The 20,417-nt window shown below is 73.5% G+C and carries 17 protein-coding genes; 12 read left to right on the top strand and 5 right to left on the bottom strand.

Annotated elements, in window-relative coordinates:
• Positions 1-176: 176 nt before the first annotated feature.
• Positions 177-509 (bottom strand): sulfurtransferase TusA family protein, encoded by a 333-nt coding sequence (locus THESUDRAFT_RS05685; protein ID WP_006903794.1) that lies wholly within the window; start codon positions 507-509, stop codon positions 177-179.
• Between the two features lie 32 nt (positions 510-541).
• On the bottom strand, positions 542-1,735 hold the full coding sequence (locus tag THESUDRAFT_RS05690; protein ID WP_006903795.1) for a YeeE/YedE family protein: 1,194 nt from the start codon (positions 1,733-1,735) through the stop codon (positions 542-544).
• Positions 1,736-2,159: 424 nt separating this feature from the next.
• Between THESUDRAFT_RS05690 and THESUDRAFT_RS05695 the strand changes: the two genes are divergently transcribed.
• From THESUDRAFT_RS05695 to THESUDRAFT_RS05705, 3 genes are all read left to right on the top strand, one after another.
• Complete coding sequence (locus tag THESUDRAFT_RS05695) at positions 2,160-3,767, top strand: hypothetical protein (RefSeq protein ID WP_006903796.1); 1,608 nt, start codon at positions 2,160-2,162, stop codon at positions 3,765-3,767.
• A gap of 341 nt (positions 3,768-4,108) precedes the next feature.
• Positions 4,109-5,047, top strand: a complete 939-nt coding sequence (locus THESUDRAFT_RS05700; RefSeq protein ID WP_006903797.1) for a fumarylacetoacetate hydrolase family protein — start codon at positions 4,109-4,111, stop codon at positions 5,045-5,047.
• A 169-nt stretch (positions 5,048-5,216) separates the two neighbouring features.
• Positions 5,217-6,194, top strand: a complete 978-nt coding sequence (locus tag THESUDRAFT_RS05705; RefSeq protein WP_006903798.1) for a ketopantoate reductase family protein — start codon at positions 5,217-5,219, stop codon at positions 6,192-6,194.
• On the opposite strand, the gene THESUDRAFT_RS12225 is transcribed toward THESUDRAFT_RS05705, so the two are convergent.
• The 3 genes from THESUDRAFT_RS12225 to THESUDRAFT_RS05720 all read right to left on the bottom strand — a co-directional run bounded on the left by THESUDRAFT_RS12225 (position 6,154) and on the right by THESUDRAFT_RS05720 (position 9,498).
• Complete coding sequence (locus THESUDRAFT_RS12225; protein WP_006903799.1) at positions 6,154-8,241, bottom strand: adenine deaminase C-terminal domain-containing protein; 2,088 nt, start codon at positions 8,239-8,241, stop codon at positions 6,154-6,156. The two genes, THESUDRAFT_RS05705 and THESUDRAFT_RS12225, sit on opposite strands and share 41 nt — an antisense overlap.
• Positions 8,242-8,306: 65 nt before the next feature.
• Entirely contained in the window at positions 8,307-9,191 is an 885-nt protein-coding gene (locus THESUDRAFT_RS05715; RefSeq protein WP_006903800.1) for a Cof-type HAD-IIB family hydrolase, read from the bottom strand.
• A gap of 76 nt (positions 9,192-9,267) precedes the next feature.
• Complete coding sequence (locus THESUDRAFT_RS05720; protein ID WP_040826317.1) at positions 9,268-9,498, bottom strand: aspartyl-phosphate phosphatase Spo0E family protein; 231 nt, start codon at positions 9,496-9,498, stop codon at positions 9,268-9,270.
• 596 nt (positions 9,499-10,094) lie between these two features.
• Between THESUDRAFT_RS05720 and THESUDRAFT_RS05725 the strand changes: the two genes are divergently transcribed.
• The 9 genes from THESUDRAFT_RS05725 (at position 10,095) to THESUDRAFT_RS05765 (ending at position 20,388) form a co-directional block, all read left to right on the top strand.
• Complete coding sequence (locus THESUDRAFT_RS05725) at positions 10,095-10,562, top strand: pyruvoyl-dependent arginine decarboxylase (RefSeq protein WP_006903802.1); 468 nt, start codon at positions 10,095-10,097, stop codon at positions 10,560-10,562.
• Positions 10,563-11,242: 680 nt separating this feature from the next.
• Positions 11,243-11,905: an N-acetylmuramoyl-L-alanine amidase family protein gene (locus tag THESUDRAFT_RS13355; RefSeq protein ID WP_242823254.1), complete on the top strand. Its 663-nt coding sequence runs from the start codon at positions 11,243-11,245 to the stop codon at positions 11,903-11,905.
• Positions 11,906-12,164: 259 nt separating this feature from the next.
• Positions 12,165-12,977: a hypothetical protein gene (locus tag THESUDRAFT_RS13880; RefSeq protein WP_006903804.1), complete on the top strand. Its 813-nt coding sequence runs from the start codon at positions 12,165-12,167 to the stop codon at positions 12,975-12,977.
• Positions 12,965-13,771, top strand: a complete 807-nt coding sequence (locus THESUDRAFT_RS05740; protein ID WP_006903805.1) for a coenzyme F420-0:L-glutamate ligase — start codon at positions 12,965-12,967, stop codon at positions 13,769-13,771. Before THESUDRAFT_RS13880 ends, THESUDRAFT_RS05740 begins: the two co-directional genes overlap by 13 nt.
• Before the next feature lie 87 nt (positions 13,772-13,858).
• Entirely contained in the window at positions 13,859-15,520 is a 1,662-nt protein-coding gene (locus THESUDRAFT_RS05745; protein ID WP_006903806.1) for a long-chain-fatty-acid--CoA ligase, read from the top strand.
• Positions 15,521-15,613: 93 nt separating this feature from the next.
• Positions 15,614-17,257 (top strand): thiamine pyrophosphate-binding protein, encoded by a 1,644-nt coding sequence (locus THESUDRAFT_RS05750; protein WP_006903807.1) that lies wholly within the window; start codon positions 15,614-15,616, stop codon positions 17,255-17,257.
• A 245-nt stretch (positions 17,258-17,502) separates the two neighbouring features.
• Complete coding sequence (locus tag THESUDRAFT_RS05755; protein ID WP_242823255.1) at positions 17,503-18,399, top strand: IclR family transcriptional regulator; 897 nt, start codon at positions 17,503-17,505, stop codon at positions 18,397-18,399.
• Positions 18,374-19,360, top strand: coding sequence for an ABC transporter ATP-binding protein (locus tag THESUDRAFT_RS05760; RefSeq protein ID WP_006903809.1), 987 nt, complete (start codon positions 18,374-18,376; stop codon positions 19,358-19,360). Before THESUDRAFT_RS05755 ends, THESUDRAFT_RS05760 begins: the two co-directional genes overlap by 26 nt.
• Positions 19,357-20,388, top strand: coding sequence for an ABC transporter ATP-binding protein (locus THESUDRAFT_RS05765; protein ID WP_006903810.1), 1,032 nt, complete (start codon positions 19,357-19,359; stop codon positions 20,386-20,388). The genes THESUDRAFT_RS05760 and THESUDRAFT_RS05765 overlap by 4 nt, the downstream gene beginning before the upstream one ends.
• Positions 20,389-20,417 lie beyond the last annotated feature (29 nt).

Consider the following 20,417-nt stretch of genomic DNA (forward strand, 5'->3'; position numbering starts at 1 on the left):
GAAGGACCCTGCTTAGCTCTCCGAACCCTGCCTCGCCCTGCGATTCGAGCGGCCGAGAGCACGGACCGGCCGCCCGCCGGACCCAGGGGGACGGCCCCGGGCCGGCGGGGGCGCAGCAGCCCTGGCAGGGCCACGGCGCCCCCACCCGCCGGGAGTCCCCTGTCAGCCGGAGGGCGTCACCGCCGGCGGATCAGGATGCGGTAAAGGCCCGGCTCCTTTTCTTCGATGCGCAGCACCTCACCCAGGCCCGACCGCTCCACCGCGGCGGGGACGGTGTGGGTGGAGATGGTGTGATCCGTCAGCTCGGCCAGCACCTGGCCCGGCGCCATCCGGGCCAGCGCCTCCAGGGCAGCGTCCACCGGGTAGGGGCAGATCTCGCCCGTGACGTCGATCTCCCGGTCGGCGGTGACGGCGGTGCCGGCGCCGGTCCGGTCCACCAGATTGGCCTGGCCCAGGGCCGCCAGCCGCTGGCGCGCCTGCTCCAGGTTGGGCCGCTTGAACAGGGCCATGGTATCCACCTCCCTTGCCGTTCCCCGTGCCCTCAGATTCCCGCCGGCGGTGCCGCCGCAGGCTTCGCCGGCGTGCCGGTCCCCGTGCCGGCGGTCGCCGGCTCCACCCGGCACGAGCTCAGCAGGGCGGCCTGCCGCAGGTGGGCGATCTTCCACGCCGTGTAGATGCCCGCCGCGATGCCCGCCGAAGCCAGCAGGCTGTGCAGGGAGAGGGCGGGGAGGCCGCTCAGCAGGTTGCCGATGTTGCACCCCGGGGTGAGCCGGGAGGCGAAGGCCAGCAAGAAGCCTCCCGCCACGGCGTTGGGCAGCCGCCGCAGCCGCGGCCTGCGCCAGCGGAAGGTGCCGTTCAGCCGGGCCGACAGGGCGGCGCCGGCGATGATGCCGGCGATCAGCACTTCCTCCGGCCCGGGCACCAGGCCGGGGTAGCCGCGGAACAGGCTCGCCACGTACGGGTTGGCCGCGACGCGGGCCGGATCGTCCACGGCGGCCCAGGCCACGGCCACCCACCGGGTCTCGGGCCCGGTGATGCCCCAGATGGTCCACAGGCTGAACTGCAGCGTTGACACCAGGCCCAGCAGCAGCCCCACCGCCCGGGTGTCCCAAGACCGCAGGCGGAGCAGCACGCCCGGCCCCTGCCGGAAGAACCCGGCCAGTTCCGCCAGCGAGCGGCGGATGGCGCCGGGCCCGGCCACCAGGGCCACGCCGGCCAGCAGCACGGCCACGGCCAGCAGGGCCGTCAGCAGCGGCGGCCAGGGCAGCAGGCGGTAGAGGGTCACGGGGCCCGCGATCTGCAGCGGCTTGAAGAAGTGCGGTTGCAGGACCGTGGGGAAAAGGCGCAGGAAGGCGTAATAGCCGGCGCCCATGCCCAGCAGGGTGATCCAGAACTGCCCGTACCCCATGCCGGCGCGGTAGAGGGTGCCGGATGCGCAGCCGCCGGCGACATACATGGCGATGCCGAACAGGAAGCCGCCCAGCAGGCTGTTCCACCCCACCGGCGGCACCCACAGCCGGTCGGGCGTGGCCCAGCCGGCGGACAGGGCGATCCCCCAGCCCAGGGTGGTCACCGCCACGGCCGTGACGATGCCCTGGAGCACCCGGGTGTGGCGGAAGGCGTACAGGTCGCGGAACGCCGAGGTGAAGCAGAAGTCGCCTCGCTGGAGCAGGAAGCCGTAGGCGAGACCGAAGGCCGCGCCCAGGAGCAAGAAGACCGGCCCGTGCAGATCCATGGCGTTCTCCCCCGCTTCGCTGGAGGGTGCTGCAGGGCGCAGGGTCCCGAGCCGGGCCCAGAGGGGCCGGTGGCACCGCCCCACAGCGGAAGGCGAACCTGCAGGTTCAGGGCGATTGTACCGGCGCCGCGGTGGCGATGTCAATAATACCGATTGACTAACATGGGATTTGGTTCCCCGCCCGCCGGCCCGGAGGACCCTGGTCCTGAAGCGGAAGTCCTGTTGGACGGCCACCGGGGTAGGACTGCGGGTGCATATTCGGCCGCCGAACCTCAACGACCCCGCAAAGACCGCCGGTTCGTCCGAAAAATTGAAGGGAACGGGGAAGGAGGCCCCGGCGGGCGCCGGCCCGAGCCTGCCGAGGTCTTGAAGCCCGTCCTGCCGGGGTTCCTTCTCCGGCAAGAAGCCTTTGGGAGGTGGCGCGATGGTGGAACGCGACCCATGGCCGCGCAGGGCCACCCGGCGGGTGGCCGTCGCCCTGCTCTGGGTGCTGCTGACGATGACGGCTCTGCCGGGACTGGCCATGGCCTCGTCCGGTGATGGTGCAGTGGCCGGCCAGCCCGGGGCTTCTCAGGCCACGGCCGGCGTGCCGGCGGATGCGCCGGGCTCCTCCGGGGAGCCGGGGTGGTTCTTTGCTGTGGCCTACTACGCCCGTTACGCCTCCGAGCAGGTGCGCCTCTGGGTCAGCCGTGACCCGGCCGGCGACGCGGCGCTGGCGGCGTCCTTTGCCGCGCAGAGGGCCGGCCGCCTCGCCGAGCTGGCGCCGGCCTCGGCCTGGTTCGAGCGCCTGGCCGCCGACATCGCGGGGTACCTGCGCCTGGCCCAAGAGGGGCTGGTGCAGGCGCGGGCGGAAGGCGCGGCCACGGACCGGGCTGTCACCGCCCTGGAGGATGCCGTAGCCCGGGTGGAGGCCTTGCCGCAACGGGTGGCGGCAGGCCGGGACCGTGACCAGGGCGCCGTCGAGGCGGCGCCGGCCGCCGGCGACCAGGGCGACGGCGGGACCGGGGCCGAGGAGTCCCTGGCCGCGGAGCCCGTGGAGGGGGAGGCGGTCCCGGAGCAGGCGGCCTCTGACGGCAGCCCGGCAGGGGACACCGCCGAAGCGGGCGGCACCGGGGCCGCGGCGGAGGGCACCGGCGGCCAGGATCCCCTGGACCAGGCCCTGGAAGCCGCTGCGGAAGCCGAGCTGGTGGCCGGCTCGGTGGCCATGATGGAGCCCGCCGAGATCATCGCCCTGCGGGATCAGGGTTACGGTTACGGGCAGATCGCCCTGCTGTACGCCACCGCCCAGGCCATCCGCCAGGCCACCGGTGAGGAGGTGACGGCCGCGGACGTGGCGGCCCGGCTCGCTTCCCTGGCCGGCGGCGAGGGTGACACGGCCGAGCCCCAACCGGTTCCTGGGGAAGACGGGACTCCTTCGCCCACCGAAGACGGCGACGCCGGCACCCCGGAAGGAGAACCCGGTTCACCCGCAGGAGCAGGATCGGCCGGGACCGGCGAGGAAGCCACCGGCGGCGCGGGGACGGCCCTGGCCCAGGGGGTGGCCGCCAAGCCGGTGGTGAAGGTGAAGGCCTTCGGCCGGACGCTGAACGAGCTTCTGGCCCTCTACGGGATCCACCGCCGGGATCTGAAGCCCGGCCGCTGGATCTCTGCTGCCCACCGGCCGGCCGTGCAGCCGCCCGCGCAGGGGGAGCCGGAAGACACCGCGCCCGGTGAACCCGAGCCGGACAACAGCGGGGACGAGCAGCAGCCGGGCGACGCCGACGAGGAGCAGCCCGGTCCGGGGGAGACGGAGGTCACGGCGCCGGGCTCGTCCCAGCCGGAGGAACCGGCCGCCGGAGAGGACGAGGAAGAGTTCCGGGAGGACGGCGACGAGGAGCAGGCCGCCACGACCGCCGCAGCCACCCTCCAGGAACAGGAGCGGGAAAAGGCCCCGGTCCAGCGGGAGCGCGAGGACCGGCCGGGACGCGGCCAGGGTTCGGCCCGCCACGGTGAAAGGGCCGGTTCGGCCCGGGGTGCCGGCGCAGGGCGTTAGGAAGCCGGCACAGCCGGGAACCATACAAGGCGTCCTTCCGGGCGGCAGGGTGCCCAGCCGGGGCATCCTGCCGCCCGGCTCTTGTGGCGCAGCCTCCAGCGGGCCGTGCCCGGGGGGCGGCCCGGGGGGCGGCCCGGGGGGCGGCCCCAGGGCCGGGGGTGCGGGGACGGTGCGGCCCTGCCGCAGGGCGCGGCACCGGCGGCAGGAGTGGCTGCCGCAGGGAGGGAATTCCCTAGAGTTACCTGCCCAATCCCCGGTCACCGGTGTCCGGCCTTCCCGGACGGGTCGCATGTGGTCGGTGTCCCGGCAAGGCCCCGGTGCCCGCCCTGGAGGGATGAGGTTTGCGGTTTGTCCGGTTCGAGCGGGCCGGCCAGGTGCGGATCGGGCTGGCCGAGCTGGACGAGCAGGGGCGCCTGCGGCGGGTCCTGGACCTGGGGGCGGCCCAGGCGCGCTGGGGCGGCCCGCCGGTTCCTGAGGACATGGTCGCCTGGATCGCCCTGGGTGACGAAGCCGTGGCCGCCGCAAGGCGCTGGTGGGAGCGGGCTGCCGGTACCACCGGGGACGATGCCGGCTCCCTCTGGCATCCCGGCGACGGCGTGCGCCTGCTGGCACCCATCGCCCGGCCGCCCAAGAACGTCTTCGCCATCGGCCTGAACTACCGGGACCATGTGTTCGAGATCAGCGGCCGGGACGTACCCCAGCACCCCGTGGTGTTCACCAAGGCGGCGTCGGCGGTGCAGGGACCCGGCGACCCGATCTACCTCCACCCAGGGGTGACGGAGGCCGTCGACTATGAGGGCGAGCTGGCGGTGGTCATCGGGCGGCGGGGCCGTTCCATCCCCAGGGAGCGGGCCCGGGAGCACATCTTCGGCTACATGATCCTGAACGACGTCACGGCCCGGGACCTGCAGCGGCGGACCAGCCAGTGGCACCTGGGAAAGAGCCTGGACACCTTCTGCCCCACGGGGCCCTGCCTGGTGCACCGGGATGCGGTGGGCTGGCCCGTGGAGGTCGACGTCCGCACCTGGGTCAACGGCGAGCTGCGCCAGGAGGCCAACACCCGGCAGCTCATCTTCGACATCCCCACCTTGCTGGCCACCATCTCTGCCGGCATCACCCTGGAACCGGGCGACATCATCGCCACCGGAACGCCCAGCGGTGTGGGCATGGGGTTTGATCCACCCCGCTTCCTGCGGGCGGGCGACGTGGTCGAGATCGAGATCGCCGGGCTGGGCAGGCTGCGCAACCCGGTGGTCGACCGCTGGCCCGGTGACGCCTGAACCGGCGGCCGGTGCCCGGAGGGGCACCCCTTGGGCGGCTGCCGGCGGGCGGGCCTGCGGGGCTCGCTGGGGGCGGGGTCGAAGCGCCGCCGGAGGCCAGGGGCCGTGCCGCCGCCCCGGGCGGGCTGGCACCGGTGGGCCACGACCGACGTGAACGGGGGTGAACACCATGCGGATTGCCGTGATCGGAGCCGGGGGCGTGGGAGGCTATTTCGGCGCCCTCCTGGCCCGGGCCGCCCAGTGGGCCGAGCCCGGTACCGCCCTGCACGGGGCACGGGTGGGGTTCTTGGCCCGCGGGCGGCACCTGCGGGTCATGCGGCGCAGTGGCCTGCACATCGAGAGCGTGCACGGGCGCTTCAGCCTCCGGCCCGTGGCCACCGACCGGGGCCTGCGGCTGGCCGAGGAACTGGCCCTGCCGCCCGGCCAGGGGGCCGATCTGGTGCTGGTCACCGTCAAGACCTACAGCCTGCCCGGGGTGCTGGACGAGATGGCCACCCTGGTGGGCAGCGAGACGGCCATCCTGCCCCTGATGAACGGGATCGACCACCTGGAGGTCCTGGCCGGCCGGTTCGGGCGCCCGCGGGTGCTGGGAGGCCTCTGCCACATCGAGACGGCCCTGGTCGAGCCCGGCAAGATCCGGCAGACCAGCGCCCGCCGCGACATCACCTTCGGCGAGCTGGACGGCCGGGTCACGCCCCGGGTGGAGCGCATCGCCGCCGCCTTCGCCGCCGCCGGGATCCCCCACCGGGTCTCCGACCGCATCCTGGCCGACATGTGGATGAAGCTGATCTTCATCTCGGCCATGGGCGGCATGACGGCGGCGGCCAACCGGCCCCTGGGAGCCGTGCTGGGCGATCCCGACGGCCGGGCGGTGTACGAGCGCATGGTGCAGGAGGCCGTGGCCGTGGCCCGGGCGGCCGGGGTCGAACTGCCGCCCGACGCCTTCGAGCAGGTGATGGCCACCACCCTGGGCATGGATCCCGCCATGACCTCATCCCTCCAGCGGGACCTGGCCGCCCGCCGGCCGGTGGAAGTGGACGCCCTGTGCGGCGCCGTGGTCCGCTACGGCCAGCGCTACGGAGTCGACACGCCTTGCCAGCGGGCCGTCACCGCTGCCATCCGGCTTCGGGCCGGTGCGGAGGCATGAGATCGCCCGCCGGTTCGGCCGGAACCAGCAGCCGGTGCCCCTTGACGTCCCACAGGCCCGCGGGCGTCAGCCGCGGGCCCGGCAGGTGGTCGGCGGTGAGGAACAGCAGGGAGTAGATGGGGTCGTGGAAGGGATGGCCCCGCTCCCGCAACAGGGCCGCCAGCTCCCGGCAGCGCCGGGCCAGCCGGGGCACGTCCAGGTCCGAAAGAAAGCCGCCGATGGGAAGCGGCAGGTGGAACAGGATCCGCTCACCCTCCACCAGCGCCATGCCCCCGCCGGCCACGCTCCCCGCGGCCCGGGCCATGGCCTCGGGATCCCGCCCCAGCACCAGGAGCCCGCCCGACATGGTGTAGGTGGTGGCGAGCCCTTGGATCCCCGCGCCGAACCCCGCCAGCAATGCCCGGGTCACGGTACCGCCTGCCGGGGCTCCGGCGCCGGGGTGGAACAGCACCGCGTAGAGCAGGTCCTCGCCGGGCGGCAGCACGGGCACCCCATGCGGGTTCAGCTCCACGTCCCGCCACTCCAGCCGGCCGATCACCGCGTTGAGCAGCCGGATCACGGGCAGGGCGACCCGGCCTGAGGGGTCCCCGGTCCCGGCACCCGGCACCACGCTCCGCCCGGGCCCGGCAGGTCGCCCGGGGGTCGCGGGCCCGCTTGGCCCGGTGGCCCCGGTACCCGGCGGCCGGGAGGGAGCCTTGGTCACAGGGCGCAGGATGATGCGGCGGGCCAGGTCTTCGCCGGCCGGTAGCCGCCGCGGGCCCAGCCCCAGCGCCGCCCAGTCCAGGGGGGCCGGTTCGTCCAGCAGGCGCCCCTGCCGCGCCACCTGCCGTCCGTCGATCCACACCTCCACGGGGACGGGGTTACCCGGTTCGGACAGCAGGTTGATGTCGGCCAGCCGCCCGGGGGCGATGGCGCCCAGGTACCGGTCAAGGCCCAGGTACATGGCGGGGTTGACGGTCACCATCCGGTACGCCGCTTCCGGCGGCAGGCCCCCTTCCATGGCCACCCGCAGCGCCAGGTCGAGGAACCCTTCCTCCACCATCTGCGGGGTGGGGCCGTCGGTGGTCAGGGCCAGGCGGTGGCCGTAGCCGCGGTCGAAGGCCTCGCGGGCGGCGGCCACCAGTTCCGGCAGGTCGGGGCGTAAGGAACTGTGGCGCAGGACGGCGAAGAGACCCGCCCGCACCCGCTCCAGGACTTCCTCCGGCCGGATGCTCTCGTGGCAGTCCCCGACCCCGGCGGCGGCCAGGGCGGCCAGGGTTCGGGCCGAGGCGCCGGGAGCGTGGCCGTCCACGGGCAGCCCGCGCTCCAGGCCCGCGGCCAGCAGGGCAGGCAGCGGTTCCCCTCGCCGGAGGGTACCCGCCCAGTTGGTCCATTCGAAGATCTCCACCACCCGGGGATGATGCAGCAGAGCGATCCCCTGCTCCACGGTCATGCCGTAGGCGGCGGTGAAGTCGGCGGCCCCCGCGGGGGAGCCGTCCTCCGTGGGGCGCTGGTCCTGCGGCAGGGACTCCGGCTCACCCTCCGGGCCCGCCGCGGCGGCCGGGGCCGGCCCCGCCCGCCCGGGGGTCATGGTCTGGGGGGCGACCCGCAGGCCCCACAGGTCCCGTACGGGCGCCAGCAGGCCGGCATCCAGGGCTTCGGCCAGGCGCGGGCCCATGATCTGACCCAGCAGGAGGGTGTCGCTGACCAGGGTGGTGGTGCCGCGGGGCGCTATGGCCGCGCCCAGCGCCCGCGGCGAGTACAGCTGGAAGGGGTGGGCGTGGATCTCCAGGTATCCCGGTACCAGGTAGAGGCCCCGGCAGTCGACGACGCGGGTGTCGGGCCCCGGTTTGGGCTCGTCGGGGCCCGTGTAGGCGATGCGCGGCCCCGCGACCCAAACCTCCGCCGGCTCCCAGCGGCCCGTGTAGACGTTCAGGATCGTCCCCCCGCGGAACCACACGTCGGGCGGCTCGTATCCCAGGGCGACGCGCACCGCCGCCTGCCGCAGGTCCGGCGACTCGTGGCGCCAGTCGCGGCCGGGGCGGGCCGGGCGGGTACCGGCTTGCACCCGCGCCACCTCCTTCGAACTTGCGCAAGGGAACACCGGCCGGGGCATACCGGCCGGCGCCCGGGTCAGGCCTGGCGGCGCCGGGCCGCCACCACGGCGCGCAGGAAGCGGGCGACCCCTTCCTCGGCGTGGTGGCTGATGACCAGGCGGGCGGCCGCCCGCACCTCGGGCCGGGCGTTGGCGACCGCCACGCCCAGCCCCGCCCAGCGGATCATACCCAGGTCGTTCTCGCCGTCCCCGATGGCGATGACCTGTTCCCGCACGGTGCCCAGCAGGCGGCAGAGTTCGGCCAGGGCCGCTTCCTTGGTGGCGTCGGGCCGGATGATCTCCAGCAGCCCGGGCAGCGTGGCCACGACGGCGGCGGGAAGTCCCTCCAGCCCGCGTTCCACCGCCGGGCGAGCGGCATCCGCAGCCTGGGGCTCGCCGGCCAGCACCACCTTGAAGACCCGGCCCCGCTCCCAGGCGGCCAAGCCCGCCGCGGCCGCCGGATCCTCCGCGATGACGGGAATGGGGATCTCGTTGAGATGGGCCAGCCGGTCCCGCCAGGGGTGGCGGCGACCGGTCACGATGGCTCCGGCGCCGTACAGGAAGGGGATCAGATCGAGCTGGCGGGCCAGCTCCAGGGCCCGGTCGACCACCTGGGGTGCCAGCGGGCGCTCCCACAGCGGCCGGCCGGCACTAGGCCAGGCGATGACGGCCCCGCCGCAGGCGATCACCGGCCGGGTCAGCCCGGCCCGCAGCCACACGCCCATGGCGGCGGGCAGCGCCCGGCCCGTCACGATCACGGGGTGAAGACCGGCCTGCTCGGCGGCCTGCAGGGCTTGCAGCCCTTCGGGGCTCACCCGCCCGTCCGGACCGGCAGCCGTGCCGTCCAGGTCGACCGCCACCAGCCGGAAGGCGTTCCAGTCGATGCCGGCCGGCAGCTCTGGCATGTTCTGGGCGTCGCTCATGTCCCGATTCTACCACGGCGGGGGAACCGGGGGGTGCGGCGGGGCGCGGGACGGCGAGGGCAGCGGACCCGCCGGGCTAGGGCAGCGGGCCCGCAGCGGGCCGGGGCCGGCCCCTGCCAAAGCGCCGGTGCCAGCCGACGATCAGATCGTCCAGGCGGCGGCTGAGTTCGACCACCTGAGGGTCGGCGTAGCCCCGCCGCCGGGCCAGGCGGTAGAGTTCCCGGCGCATGGCTTCGATCTCCGCCTGGTGCGCAAGCGCCGGCTGCAGGTGTCGCGGCCGCGACCCGGCGGGTCGAGGAGCAGCCACGGGAAGCACCTCCCACGGGCGAGGAACACCGCCCGCTCGCTGCAGAACCGGGCCGGAGGCCGCCCGCCCTCCCCCTGGGCGCCTCCAGCCCGGCGTGCAGGCCGCTACCGCCCTGTCCATTCTTGCGCCCTGCTGTCGCTCCTTGTTGACAAGCTGTGGGCAACTGTCGATTCCTGGGGATATCGGCCGCCCGGATGGGGATAACCTGCCCCGGATCTGGGGATGACAAGCCCCTTTTTGTGGATAGGGGAGTGGATACCGGGGCGGGGATGCCGGCCGGGATACCGGCCGGGGCCGAGCCTGCGGCCGGGCAGGGACCGGCACCCCCGGCCCGCCGGCGCCATACCATGGGCGTGAATCGCGCCGGTCCCGGGGAGGGTCAAAGGCCAAAAGGAGGTGCCGGGCCGGAGCAGGCCAGGGGGTAACTGCCGGGGCGGGCGGCGGGGCGGCCGCAGGCCGGGGACCGCCGGGTGCCGCGGGCTGCTGCCGGCGGTCCCTCGTGCCCGCCGGCCATCCTGCTGGGCCGCTCGCCCGGCGAGCTCCCGGCGACCCGGGGGCCGTCCCGGGGCCGGCGCCACGGCCGGGAGGTGTTTGGCATGTTGCCGGTTCCCAACCGGTTTGCCCTGGTCACGGGCCGGGCGGAGGGCGAGACCCCCCTGACCGCCTTCGATGCGGCGCTGCTCGACGCCGGGGTGGCCAACGTCAACCTGATCAAGGTCTCAAGCATTCTGCCGCCCCATGCCCAACCGCTGGCCGAACTGGTCCTCCCCCCGGGCGCCCTGGTTCCCATCGCCTACGGCCGGCTGGTGTCCGCCGAGCCCGGTACCCGGATCGCGGCGGCCGTCGCCGTGGGACGGGACGAACCCGGCCGGTTCGGCATGATCATGGAGCACACGGCATATGCCAGTGCCAGCGAGGTGGAAGCGACCATCCGCCGCATGGTGGAGGAGAGCTTCACCATTCGCGGGGGCCGCCCCAGGGAGATCCTGGTGCGTTCCGTCGAGCACGTGGTCGAGCGGTGTGGCTGCGTCTTCGCCGGGTGTGTCCTCTGGTACGGAGGCTAGCGCTTCCCGGCCGGGCCGGCCGCCGGCAAGCGCCGCCCCGGCCGGCGTGACCGGCAGCCCGCCGCCACCCGCTGTCGTTGGCGCCCGGATTTGTGGCCGCCACCGGGCGGCACCGGCACGGGCGGTGCCACGGGGCGACGGGCGGGCCGGGTGACGGGGGCGGGCGGGACCGCATTGCTCATGGTCCGGCCTGCCCCGCCCCGGGCGGGCTCCCTACCGGGGGGAGCAGGCTGGTGGAGCGCCGGCACGCGTCCAGGAACCCCGTGCCGCCGGGCCGGCGAGCAGCCGGTGCCCTGTCGTCCCGGCTTCCGGGCGGGGAGGGGGGACAGGGTGCGGCGGCCGGCCGGGGATGCCCCGAATCCCCGGCCCCGGTGGCCTTCAGGGAGGCGCCTTGGGCCGGAGACCCGCCGGCGCGGCAAAGGGCCGGCCCGGCGGCCGGTTCGGCCCCCTGGCCCCGGGGCGGACTGGCGGGTGGCGCCCGGGGGTGGGGCCTCTGGCTGCGGCGGGCCCTTGCGGCCGCCGGGGCCCAGGGGGAGGCATCCCAAGCCCCCGCCCGGGGACATGGACCCGCAGGGCGCCCGGCAGGGGACCGCCCCTCCACCGGGCGGTGGAGAGCCAAGGGCCGTCCCGGCTCGAGCGGGCCGGGACGGGACGGGCTCCGTCCCCTGCCCTGGCTCCCTGTGGCCATCCTGGCCGGCCTGCTCCTCCTGGCCCTGGGACGGGTGGCCGGAGTGGCCGCCTCGCCCGGAGAGAGCCCGCTGGCCGGCACCCTGATCGTGGTCGACCCCGGTCACGGCGGCATCGACCGGGGCGCCTGCCACCTGCCGTCGAACACCATCGAAAGCGAGATCAACCTGGAGTTCTCCTTCCTGCTGCGCGACCTCTTGCGGCAGCAGGGCGCCCGCGTGCTGCTCACCCGGACCACCGACGAAGACCTGGACCTTGATCCGCGGATCGAGATCGCCAATGCCAACGGAGCGGACTACTTCCTCAGCATCCACGTCAACTGGTTCCCGGATCCCACCTGCTTCGGTGCCCAGACCTTCTACTTCCCAGGGCGGGAGGAGAGCCGCCGCCTTGCCCTGCTGGTCCAGGACGAGCTCAAGAAGGTCGACCCCGCCAACTACCGGGAGATCCAGACGGGCCGTTACCGCGTGCTGCGCCTGACCCGCATGCCCGGCGTGCTGGTCGAACTCGGCTTCGTGGACAGCCCCCACGACCGCGCCATCCTGCACGACCCCTCCCGGCGACGGGCCCTGGCCGAGGCCATCGTGCGCGGCGTGATCCGCCACCACCGTGGCGAGCCGGGGCCGGAACCGGCCCCGGATTTGCGCGACCGCTGACCCGGCGCCGCCAGCCGGCCCGTCCGGGCCGGCGGCCTGCGCGCTGCGGGCGCGGTGGCCCACCGACCAGAGCCGACCCGCCCCTGCCCGCCACAGGCCCGCCCCCGGACGGTGGCCGGCAGGCCCCCGGTCCCGGCCTGCACCCCTCGTGACGGCCGGCCCGGCCCCTGCATATGGTGCGGATGCGCCGCGCCGGGCGAATGTCCCAACAGGTTCCCCCGGTGTCCCGGCCCGAGCGCGGTGCAGGGGAGGAACGACCTTGCGCTGGCTGGCATGGACCCTGGCCGGCCTGGCCGCCGGTCCGGCGGCCCTGGCCCTCTACATCCGCCGCCAGGGCGACGCCGACGTGCGGGTCGACGCCCGCGGCGTGACGATCCTTGACACCCACCGCGACGCGGGCCGCTGGCAAGTCCGCTTCCGCCTGCCGGTGGTCAACCGGGGCCGGCAGAAGGGGATGCTCTACGAGATCCTGGTGCGGCCCGAGTTCCCCGGGCGATGGGCCGCTCCGGCCCGCTGGTCCGTCGCCTTCTTCTGGCCCGGGGTGCAGGAGACCGGGTACTGGAGCGCCACCTTGCTCAAGCCGGGACAGGAGGTCCCCCTGGAGATCGAGCTGACGGCCTACGGGCCCGAGGAGGTCCTGGACCGCCTGGCCCGGCTGGAACGGCTGGACCTGGTGGTCCGCCACGGGGTGATCGGGCGGACTCCCTTGCGCTGGTATCTCACCGACGTCCACCTGCCCCTTGCGGGGGCCGGGGTGGCGAAGGCACCGCAGCCGTTCCGGGCGGCCGAAGAGCCGCCGGCGACCTGGGGTTCGGTCCCCGGCGGGCGGCCGCCTGCCCCAGCCGGTGGAGCCGGACGGGCCGCCTCGCCTGCCATCTCGCCCGGCGACCGGCGGGGACGGCCGCGGCCCACCCTGACGGTGGTCGCCCGCCGCGCTCCCGCCCCGGTGCCGCCCGCCCGGTCCCCGGTCCCGCCGCCGGCATGGCCTCGGGAGGATGCCGCGGCCCGCCCCGGAGTGGCGCCCGGCCGGGCTGCGGCGGCCGGGAGGAGGGGATCGCCATGGCCGCGGTGAGGGGAAGGGCGGGCGGCCGCCGGGCCGCCGGGGCGGCCGGTTCGTCCCGCTTTGACGTCGAGGTGATCCGGACGGAGATCATCACCCCCCGCCACGACCTGGAGGAGGTGGTGACGCGGTATACCCGCGACCGGCTGCGGCCGGGGGACGTGGTGGCCGTTTCGACCAAGATCGTGTCCATCACCCAGGGGCGCCTGCTCCGTCCGGAAGATCTCCGGCCGGGGACCCTGGCCCGGCTGGTCTCGCGGTTCATCGACCAGGAGGGAAGTTGCTCCTCGCCCTACTCGCTGCAGGCGGTGATCGAGCACACGGGCCGCCTCCGGATCGCCCTGGCCTTCCTGGTGGGCGGGCTGAGCCGGCTCCTGCTGTGCCGCAGCGGCGACTTCTACCGCATCGCCGGCTACTACGCCCGGGTGATCGACGACGTGATGGGCACCCTGCCGCCCTTCGACAAGCACATCGTCCTGCCGCCGGCGGACCCCGACGGGGTGGCCGCCCGCCTGGCCCGGGCCCTGGGACCCGGGATCGGCGCCTGCATCATCGATGCCAACGACCTGGGCAAGGCGGAGGTGGTGGGGGCGAGCCCGGGCGTCGACCGGGACGCCGTGCGGGCCGTGATGTGCTCCAACCCCTGGGGCAACACGGACCAGCAGGCGCCGCTGGCCATCCTCCGGCCCCGCCGGGACGAGCCCGGTCCCGGCGCCCAGACCGGCGCCGCCGCGGGCGGGCCCCTGACCGGAGGGGAGCCGCCCGGCCGCGCAAGCTCGCCGCGGTCCGGGAAGGGGAGGGCATGAAAGGCGGGCAGGTTTCTGCTCCCAAGCCGCGAATTCCGTAAACGAGGTGGCGGTTGCGGAGCCATTCGTGCGGGAGGGGGCCTCAGTATGGCGGAAAAGGTGTGGCTCAAGCACTACCCGGCCAACGTGCCGGCCCACCTGGACTATCCGGAAATACCACTTCACGAGCTGCTGGCCCGGACGGTCCGGGAACATCCGGACTTACCGGCCCTGCGGTATTACATGGTCCGCATGACCTACGCCGAACTCTGGGAGCGGGTCAATCGTTGCGCCGCGGCCCTGGCCTCCCTGGGGGTGCAAAAGGGCGACCGCGTGGCCATCATGCTGCCCAACTGCCCCCAGTACGTCATCAGCTATTACGCCACGCTGCGGCTGGGGGCCATCGTGGCCCAGGTCAACCCGCTCTACACGCCCCGCGAGCTGGCCTACCTGGTCACGGACAGCGGCAGCAAGGTCCTGATCGTGGGCGACGCCCTCTATCCGGCGGTCCAGGCGGCCCTGCCCGACCTGGAGCTGGAACACATCCTGGTGGTGCGCCTGCTGGGCAATGTCCGGCCGGGGCCCGAAGCCCGGTCCTTCGAGGAACTGCTGGCGGGGGCGGGCGGCGAGCCGCCGGCGGTGGACGTAAGCCCCCGGGACGACGTGGCGGTGCTCCAGTACACCGGCGGCACCACGGGCCGCTCGAAGGGCGCCATGCTGACCCACTTCAACCTGGTGGCCAACGTGGTCCAGGTCCGGCACTGGTTCCCTGCCGAGGAGCGGAAGAAGCCGGGGGAGGGCCGCATCCTGACCATCCTGCCCCTCTTCCACTCCTACGGCATGACCGTGTGCATGAACTACGGCCTGGCGTCCGGATATGAGCTGATCCTGGTGCCCCGTTTCGAGCTGCCCGAGGTCATGGAGATCATCCGGGCGACCCGGCCCAACTTCTTCCCCGGCGTGCCCACGATGTACGTGGCGGTCAACAACTACCCCAAGGCCGAGGAATACGGGGTGGGCGCCATCGAGTTCTGCAACTCCGGCGGCGCGGCCATGCCCGTCGAGGTCATGAATGCCTTCGAGCGCCGTTTCGGGGCCCAGGTGCTGGAGGGTTACGGGCTGTCGGAGGCCTCGCCCGTCACCCACTGCAACCCCGTCCATGGCCTGCGCAAGGCGGGCAGCATCGGCATTCCCTACCCCGACACCGACGCGGAGATCGTCGACGTGGAGACGGGGACCCGGGTGCTGGGACCGGGCGAGGCGGGCGAGCTGCGCATCCGCGGCCCGCAGGTGATGAAGGGATACTGGAACCGGCCCGAAGAGACGGCGGAGACGTTGCGGGACGGGTGGCTCTACACCGGCGACATCGCCACCATGGACGAAGACGGCTACTTCTACATCGTCGACCGCAAGAAGGACATGATCATCGCCTCGGGGTACAACGTGTACCCGCGGGAGGTCGAGGAGGTGCTCTACGAGCACCCCGCGGTCGCCGAGTGTTGCGTGGCGGGCGTGCCCGATCCCTACCGGGGCGAGACGGTGAAGGCGTACATCGTGCTGAAGCCCGGCGCCTCCGTCACCGCCGACGAGATCGTGGCCTTCTGCCGCGGCCGGCTGGCGGCCTACAAGGTGCCGAAGCTGGTCGAGTTCCGCGGCGAGCTGCCCAAGACGGCCGTCGGCAAGGTCCTGCGGCGGGTGCTGGTGGAGGAAGAACGGGCCCGCCTGGCGGCGGCCGGGGAGCCCGCCGGGGGTCAGGCCGGCGGCTCGTGAGCCCGGCGGCGCCTCCTGCAGGCGGCGCCGGTGGCGCGGGCCGGGGAAACACCGCCCGGCAGCAGTCAACGCCAGAATCCAGGGGGAGTCGCCGTGGCCCATGTGCATGCGGGGCGCGTGATCGCCCAGGCCCTGGCCCGGGAAGGGGTGAGGGCGCTCTTCACCCTCTGCGGCGGGCACATCATGCCGATCTATGACGGCTGCCTGGACGAGGGGATCCGGGTGGTCGACGTACGCCACGAGCAGGCGGCCGTCTATGCCGCCGACGCCTATGCCCGCATCACCCGGCGGCCCGGCGTGGCGGCCGTGACGGCGGGGCCGGGGGTGATGAACGCCGTCACCGCCATCGCCAACGCCCACCGCGCCCAGTCGCCGGTGGTGATCCTGGGCGGGCAGGGGCCCCTGGAGCACGCCGGCCGGGGGAGCCTGCAGGAGATGGACCACCTGGGCGTGGTGCGGCCCATCACGAAATGGGCGGTGCAGGTCCAGGACCCCAAGCGGCTGCCGGAGATCCTCAATCTGGCCTTCCGGCGCAGCCTGCACGGGGTGCCCGGGCCGGTGTACGTGGAGATTCCGCTGGACGTGGTCTTCGCCCAGGTCGATCTGGAGGGCGTCCGCTTTCCGGCCCCCGTGCCCGGCCGTTCCGCCCTGCCCGCCGACCCCCGGGAGGTGGAGCGGGCCGCCGCCGTCCTGCGCCGGGCCCGCCGCCCCGTGGCCCTGGTGGGCAGCCAGGTGCACTGGTCCCCGGATCCCCAGGCGGTAAGCCGCTTCGCCGAGGCGGCCCAGGTGCCGGTGTTCACCAACGGGATGGCCCGCGGCGTGCTGGCGGCGGGCGACCCCTTCTTCTTCCAGTTGTGCCGCAAGCAGGCGCTGGCGGAGGCCGACGTGGTCCTGGTGGCGGGGACGCCCCTGGATTTCCGCCTGGACTACGGCCAGGCCATCCGGCGGGAAGCCCGGATCGTCCAGATCGACCTGGACCCCGGCGAGCTGGGCCGCAACCGGGACGTGGAAGCGGGCCTGGCCGGCGACACGGCCACCGTATTGGACCAGCTGCTTGAGGCAGGGCTCCGCCCGGACGAACCCGCCGAGCGCCGCCAGTGGCTCGACCGCCTGCGGGAGGAGGAAGGCCGGCGGGCGGCCCGGATGCAGGCGGGCCTGACCAGCCACGCGGTGCCCGTCGACCCCCTGCGGCTGTGCGCCGAAATCGATGCCGCCCTCCCGCCGGGCGCCACCGTCATCGGCGACGGCGGTGATTTCATCGGTACCGCGGCCAAGATCGTGCGGCCCCGCCGGTATCCGGCCGGCTGGCTCGACCCCGGGCCCCTGGGCACCCTGGGCGTCGGGATGGGCTTCGCCCTGGCCGCCCGGGTGCTCCGCCCGGACGACCCGGTGGTGGTGCTGCTGGGGGACGGGGCCGCAGGCCTCGACCTGCTGGAGTACGAGGCGGCCGTGCGCCTGGATCTTCCCTTCGTGGCGGTGGTGGGCAACGACGCCGCCTGGACCCAGATCCGGAGGCTCCAGGTCCAGCTTTTCGGCACCGACCGCGCCGTCGCCACCCAACTCAGCTATGCCCGCTACGACCAGGTGGTGGCGGCCCTGGGCGGCCACGGCGAGTGGGTCGAGCGGCCGGAGGAGGTCCGCCCGGCCATCGAGCGGGCCCTGGCCTCGGGCAGGCCGGCCCTGGTCAACGTGAAGATGGGGGTCAGTGATTTCCGGGCCGGTGCCATCGCGGTCTGACGTCTCGCCTGCGAGTGCATGAAGGCCGGCAGCCGCAAGCGCGGTGGCCGGCCTTCGTTGCTTTCCTCTCCTGTGGATCCCTCAAAAGCCGCCGGACTTCAACAACCAACGAGTGCGCAAGTCGATCGTCCGCGTGCGCAAACCCATCGCCGGCAGCAGGGATTTGACGCCGGGTGCCGAATCTTGTCCGCCAAACTCAAATAATGAACGTTTGTTTCAATATGTGGACCAAGTGTTTCCGGGGGATGACGATGCCGCGGGACGGGCAAGGCGGGACTGTCGGCAAGGCGATCAACTTGCTGGACCTCTTCGACGAGTCCCGGCTCTCCATCAGCGCCGCGGAGGCGGCCCGGGCGACGGGGATGCCCAGGGCGACGGCGTACCGCTTGCTGGAGCAGATGGTGGCCGCGGGCCTGCTGACCAAGCGGAGAGTGGAAGGCGGGCGGGGTGCCCGCTATGCACCCGGTCTGCGGCTGCTGGAGCTGGGGAGGCTGGCGGCCCGGTCGCTGGATCCCGACGGGATCATCCGTGCCGCGATGGAGAGGTTGCGAGACCGGTGCGGGGAATCGGTCCAGTTCGTTGTCGCCAGCGGGGATTCCGCCATCTACGCCCATGTGGTTCCGCCGCGGGCGCCCATCCACCTGTATGTCGCGTGGGGCCGCCGTGCTCCCCTCTACGCCGGCGCGTCGACGCGGCTCTTGCTGGCGTGGCAACCGGAGCAGGTCATCCGCCGGATCCTGGCAGGCCCGCTGGTGGCCTACACACCGCACACGCCGACGGACCCCAGGGACCTCCTGGCCCGGCTGGTGGAGATCCGGCGGACAGGGTATGCCGTGAGCTTCGGGGAGCTGGTCGAGCACACGGCAGAGATGGCGGCACCGGTCGTCGACGGTCAGGGAGTGATAGGCTCCCTGAGCCTGGCAGGTTTCGAGGAGCGCTACCGTGATCCGGCCACCGCCGCCGGGCTCAAGGACGAGCTCCTGGCGGCGGCGGAAGACCTGTCTCGCCGCCTCGGTTACCGGGGCCCGTGGCCCTACGTGGAGCCGGTGGCCGGCCGGCATTCAGTGGGCCATTCACCCTCGCCACGGGCAGGGCAGGAAGGGGGGAGCCACGCCAGTGGAGCCGCTTCTGGAAGTCCGTGACCTCCAGGTTCAGTTCACCAGGGGAGGGCAAGCCGTCACGGCGGTCGACGGTGTGAGCTTTCACGTGGGCGCCGGGGAAACGGTCGCGCTGGTAGGCGAGTCGGGCTGCGGCAAGTCGGTCACTGCCCGGTCCATCCTGCGGCTGATCCGGCCCCCGGGCCGCATCACCGGTGGCCGGATCGTCTTCAAGGGACGCGACCTGCTGTCCTTGGGCGAGGCGGAAATGCGCCGGATCCGGGGCAACGCCATCGCCATGGTGTTCCAAGAGCCCATGACGTCCCTTAACCCCGTGTACACCGTGGGCCGCCAGATCGTTGAGGCCTTACGGCTCCATCGGGGCCTGACGGGCTCCCGTGCCCTGGCCGAAGCCATCGACCTGCTGCGCAAGGTCCAGATTGCCGACCCGGAGCGCAGAGTTCACGAATACCCTCACCAGCTGTCGGGGGGCATGCGCCAGCGGGTGATGATCGCCATGGCCCTCGCGTGCCGTCCCCAGCTGTTGATCGCGGACGAACCCACCACGGCCCTGGACGTCACCGTACAGGCGCAGATTCTGGAACTCATCCGCCAGTTGCAGGCCGAGTTCGGCATGGCCGTCCTCATGATTACCCACGACCTGGGCGTCGTGGCCGAGGTGGCCCAGCGGGTGGTGGTGATGTACGCCGGCAGGGTGGTCGAGGAAGGCACCGTGGCCGAGATATTCCGGCGCCCGGCCCATCCCTACACCATGGGGTTGTTGCACTCCGTGCCGCGGCTCGGCCAGGGCAAAGGGCGGCTGCAGCCGATTCCCGGCACCGTGCCCGATCCGGCCGCCTTGCCGGGCGGCTGCCGCTTTCACCCGCGCTGCCCGCTGGCGGACGAGCGGTGCCGCCTGGAGCCTCCGCCCCTCGAACCGCGGTCGGCAACGCACCGTGTCGCTTGCTGGTGGGCAGGGCAGACCACCGGTTCGGGGGTGGCATGATGGGTGGCGTCAGCGACGGCATGGTGCGGCCGATTCTCGAGGTCCGGGACGTCAAGAAGTATTTCCCCACGGGCCGCCGCCGCCCGCCGGTCAAGGCCGTCGACGGCGTCAGCTTCCATGTCTATCCAGGGGAGACCGTGGGACTGGTGGGGGAGTCGGGGTGCGGCAAGTCCACCCTGGCGCGGCTCATTGTGCGCCTTCTGACCCCGTCGTCGGGCACCATCCGCTTCGACGGCCAGGACGTGGTAGCCGCCGGTGGTTCCCAGCTGCGAAGGTTGCGGCGGGACCTGCAGATGGTCTTTCAGGATCCCTATTCCTCCCTCAATCCCCGTCTCACGGTGCGGGAGATCGTCGGCGAGCCGCTGCTGGTCCACGGGGTCGCCCGGGGGCGCCAGATGGAACGGCAGGTGGAAGAGCTGCTGGAGGCTGTCGGGCTGCGGCCTGAACATGCCCGCCGGTATCCCCACGAGTTCTCGGGTGGCCAGCGCCAGCGAATCGTCATTGCCCGGGCGCTGGCCCTCAAGCCGCGCCTGGTGGTGTGCGACGAGCCCGTGTCTGCTTTGGACGTCTCGGTGCAGGCCCAGATCCTCAACCTTCTGCAGGACCTGCAGGACCGCTTCGGGCTGACCTATATCTTCATCGCCCACGACCTGGCCGTGGTACAGAACATCAGCGATCGCATCGGTGTGATGTACCTGGGCCGCCTGGTGGAACTGGCACGGGCGGACGAGCTGTTCGAGCGGCCGCTTCACCCGTACACCCGGGCCCTCATCTCCGCGGTACCCGTTCCCGACCCCGAGGCTGCGGCGCGGCGCGAGCGGATCGTCTTGCGCGGTGAAGTGCCGAGTCCGGCTCGCCCGCCGGCCGGGTGCAGGTTCCACACCCGCTGCCCGCTGGCGGTGGATCGTTGCCGGACCGAGGTGCCCGAGTGGCGGGAGGTTGGCCCCGGGCACTGGGTGGCCTGTCATCTGGCCGGCGAGGGTGAGGTCGCCGGGAGGGGGGTGACTGCGGCGCCGCCCGTCGCCTAGCGCCGGCGGTCCTACGTCCCGCCGGGAGG

The sequence above is a fragment of the Thermaerobacter subterraneus DSM 13965 genome (genome assembly GCF_000183545.2).
Classification (GTDB): domain Bacteria; phylum Bacillota; class Sulfobacillia; order Thermaerobacterales; family Thermaerobacteraceae; genus Thermaerobacter; species Thermaerobacter subterraneus.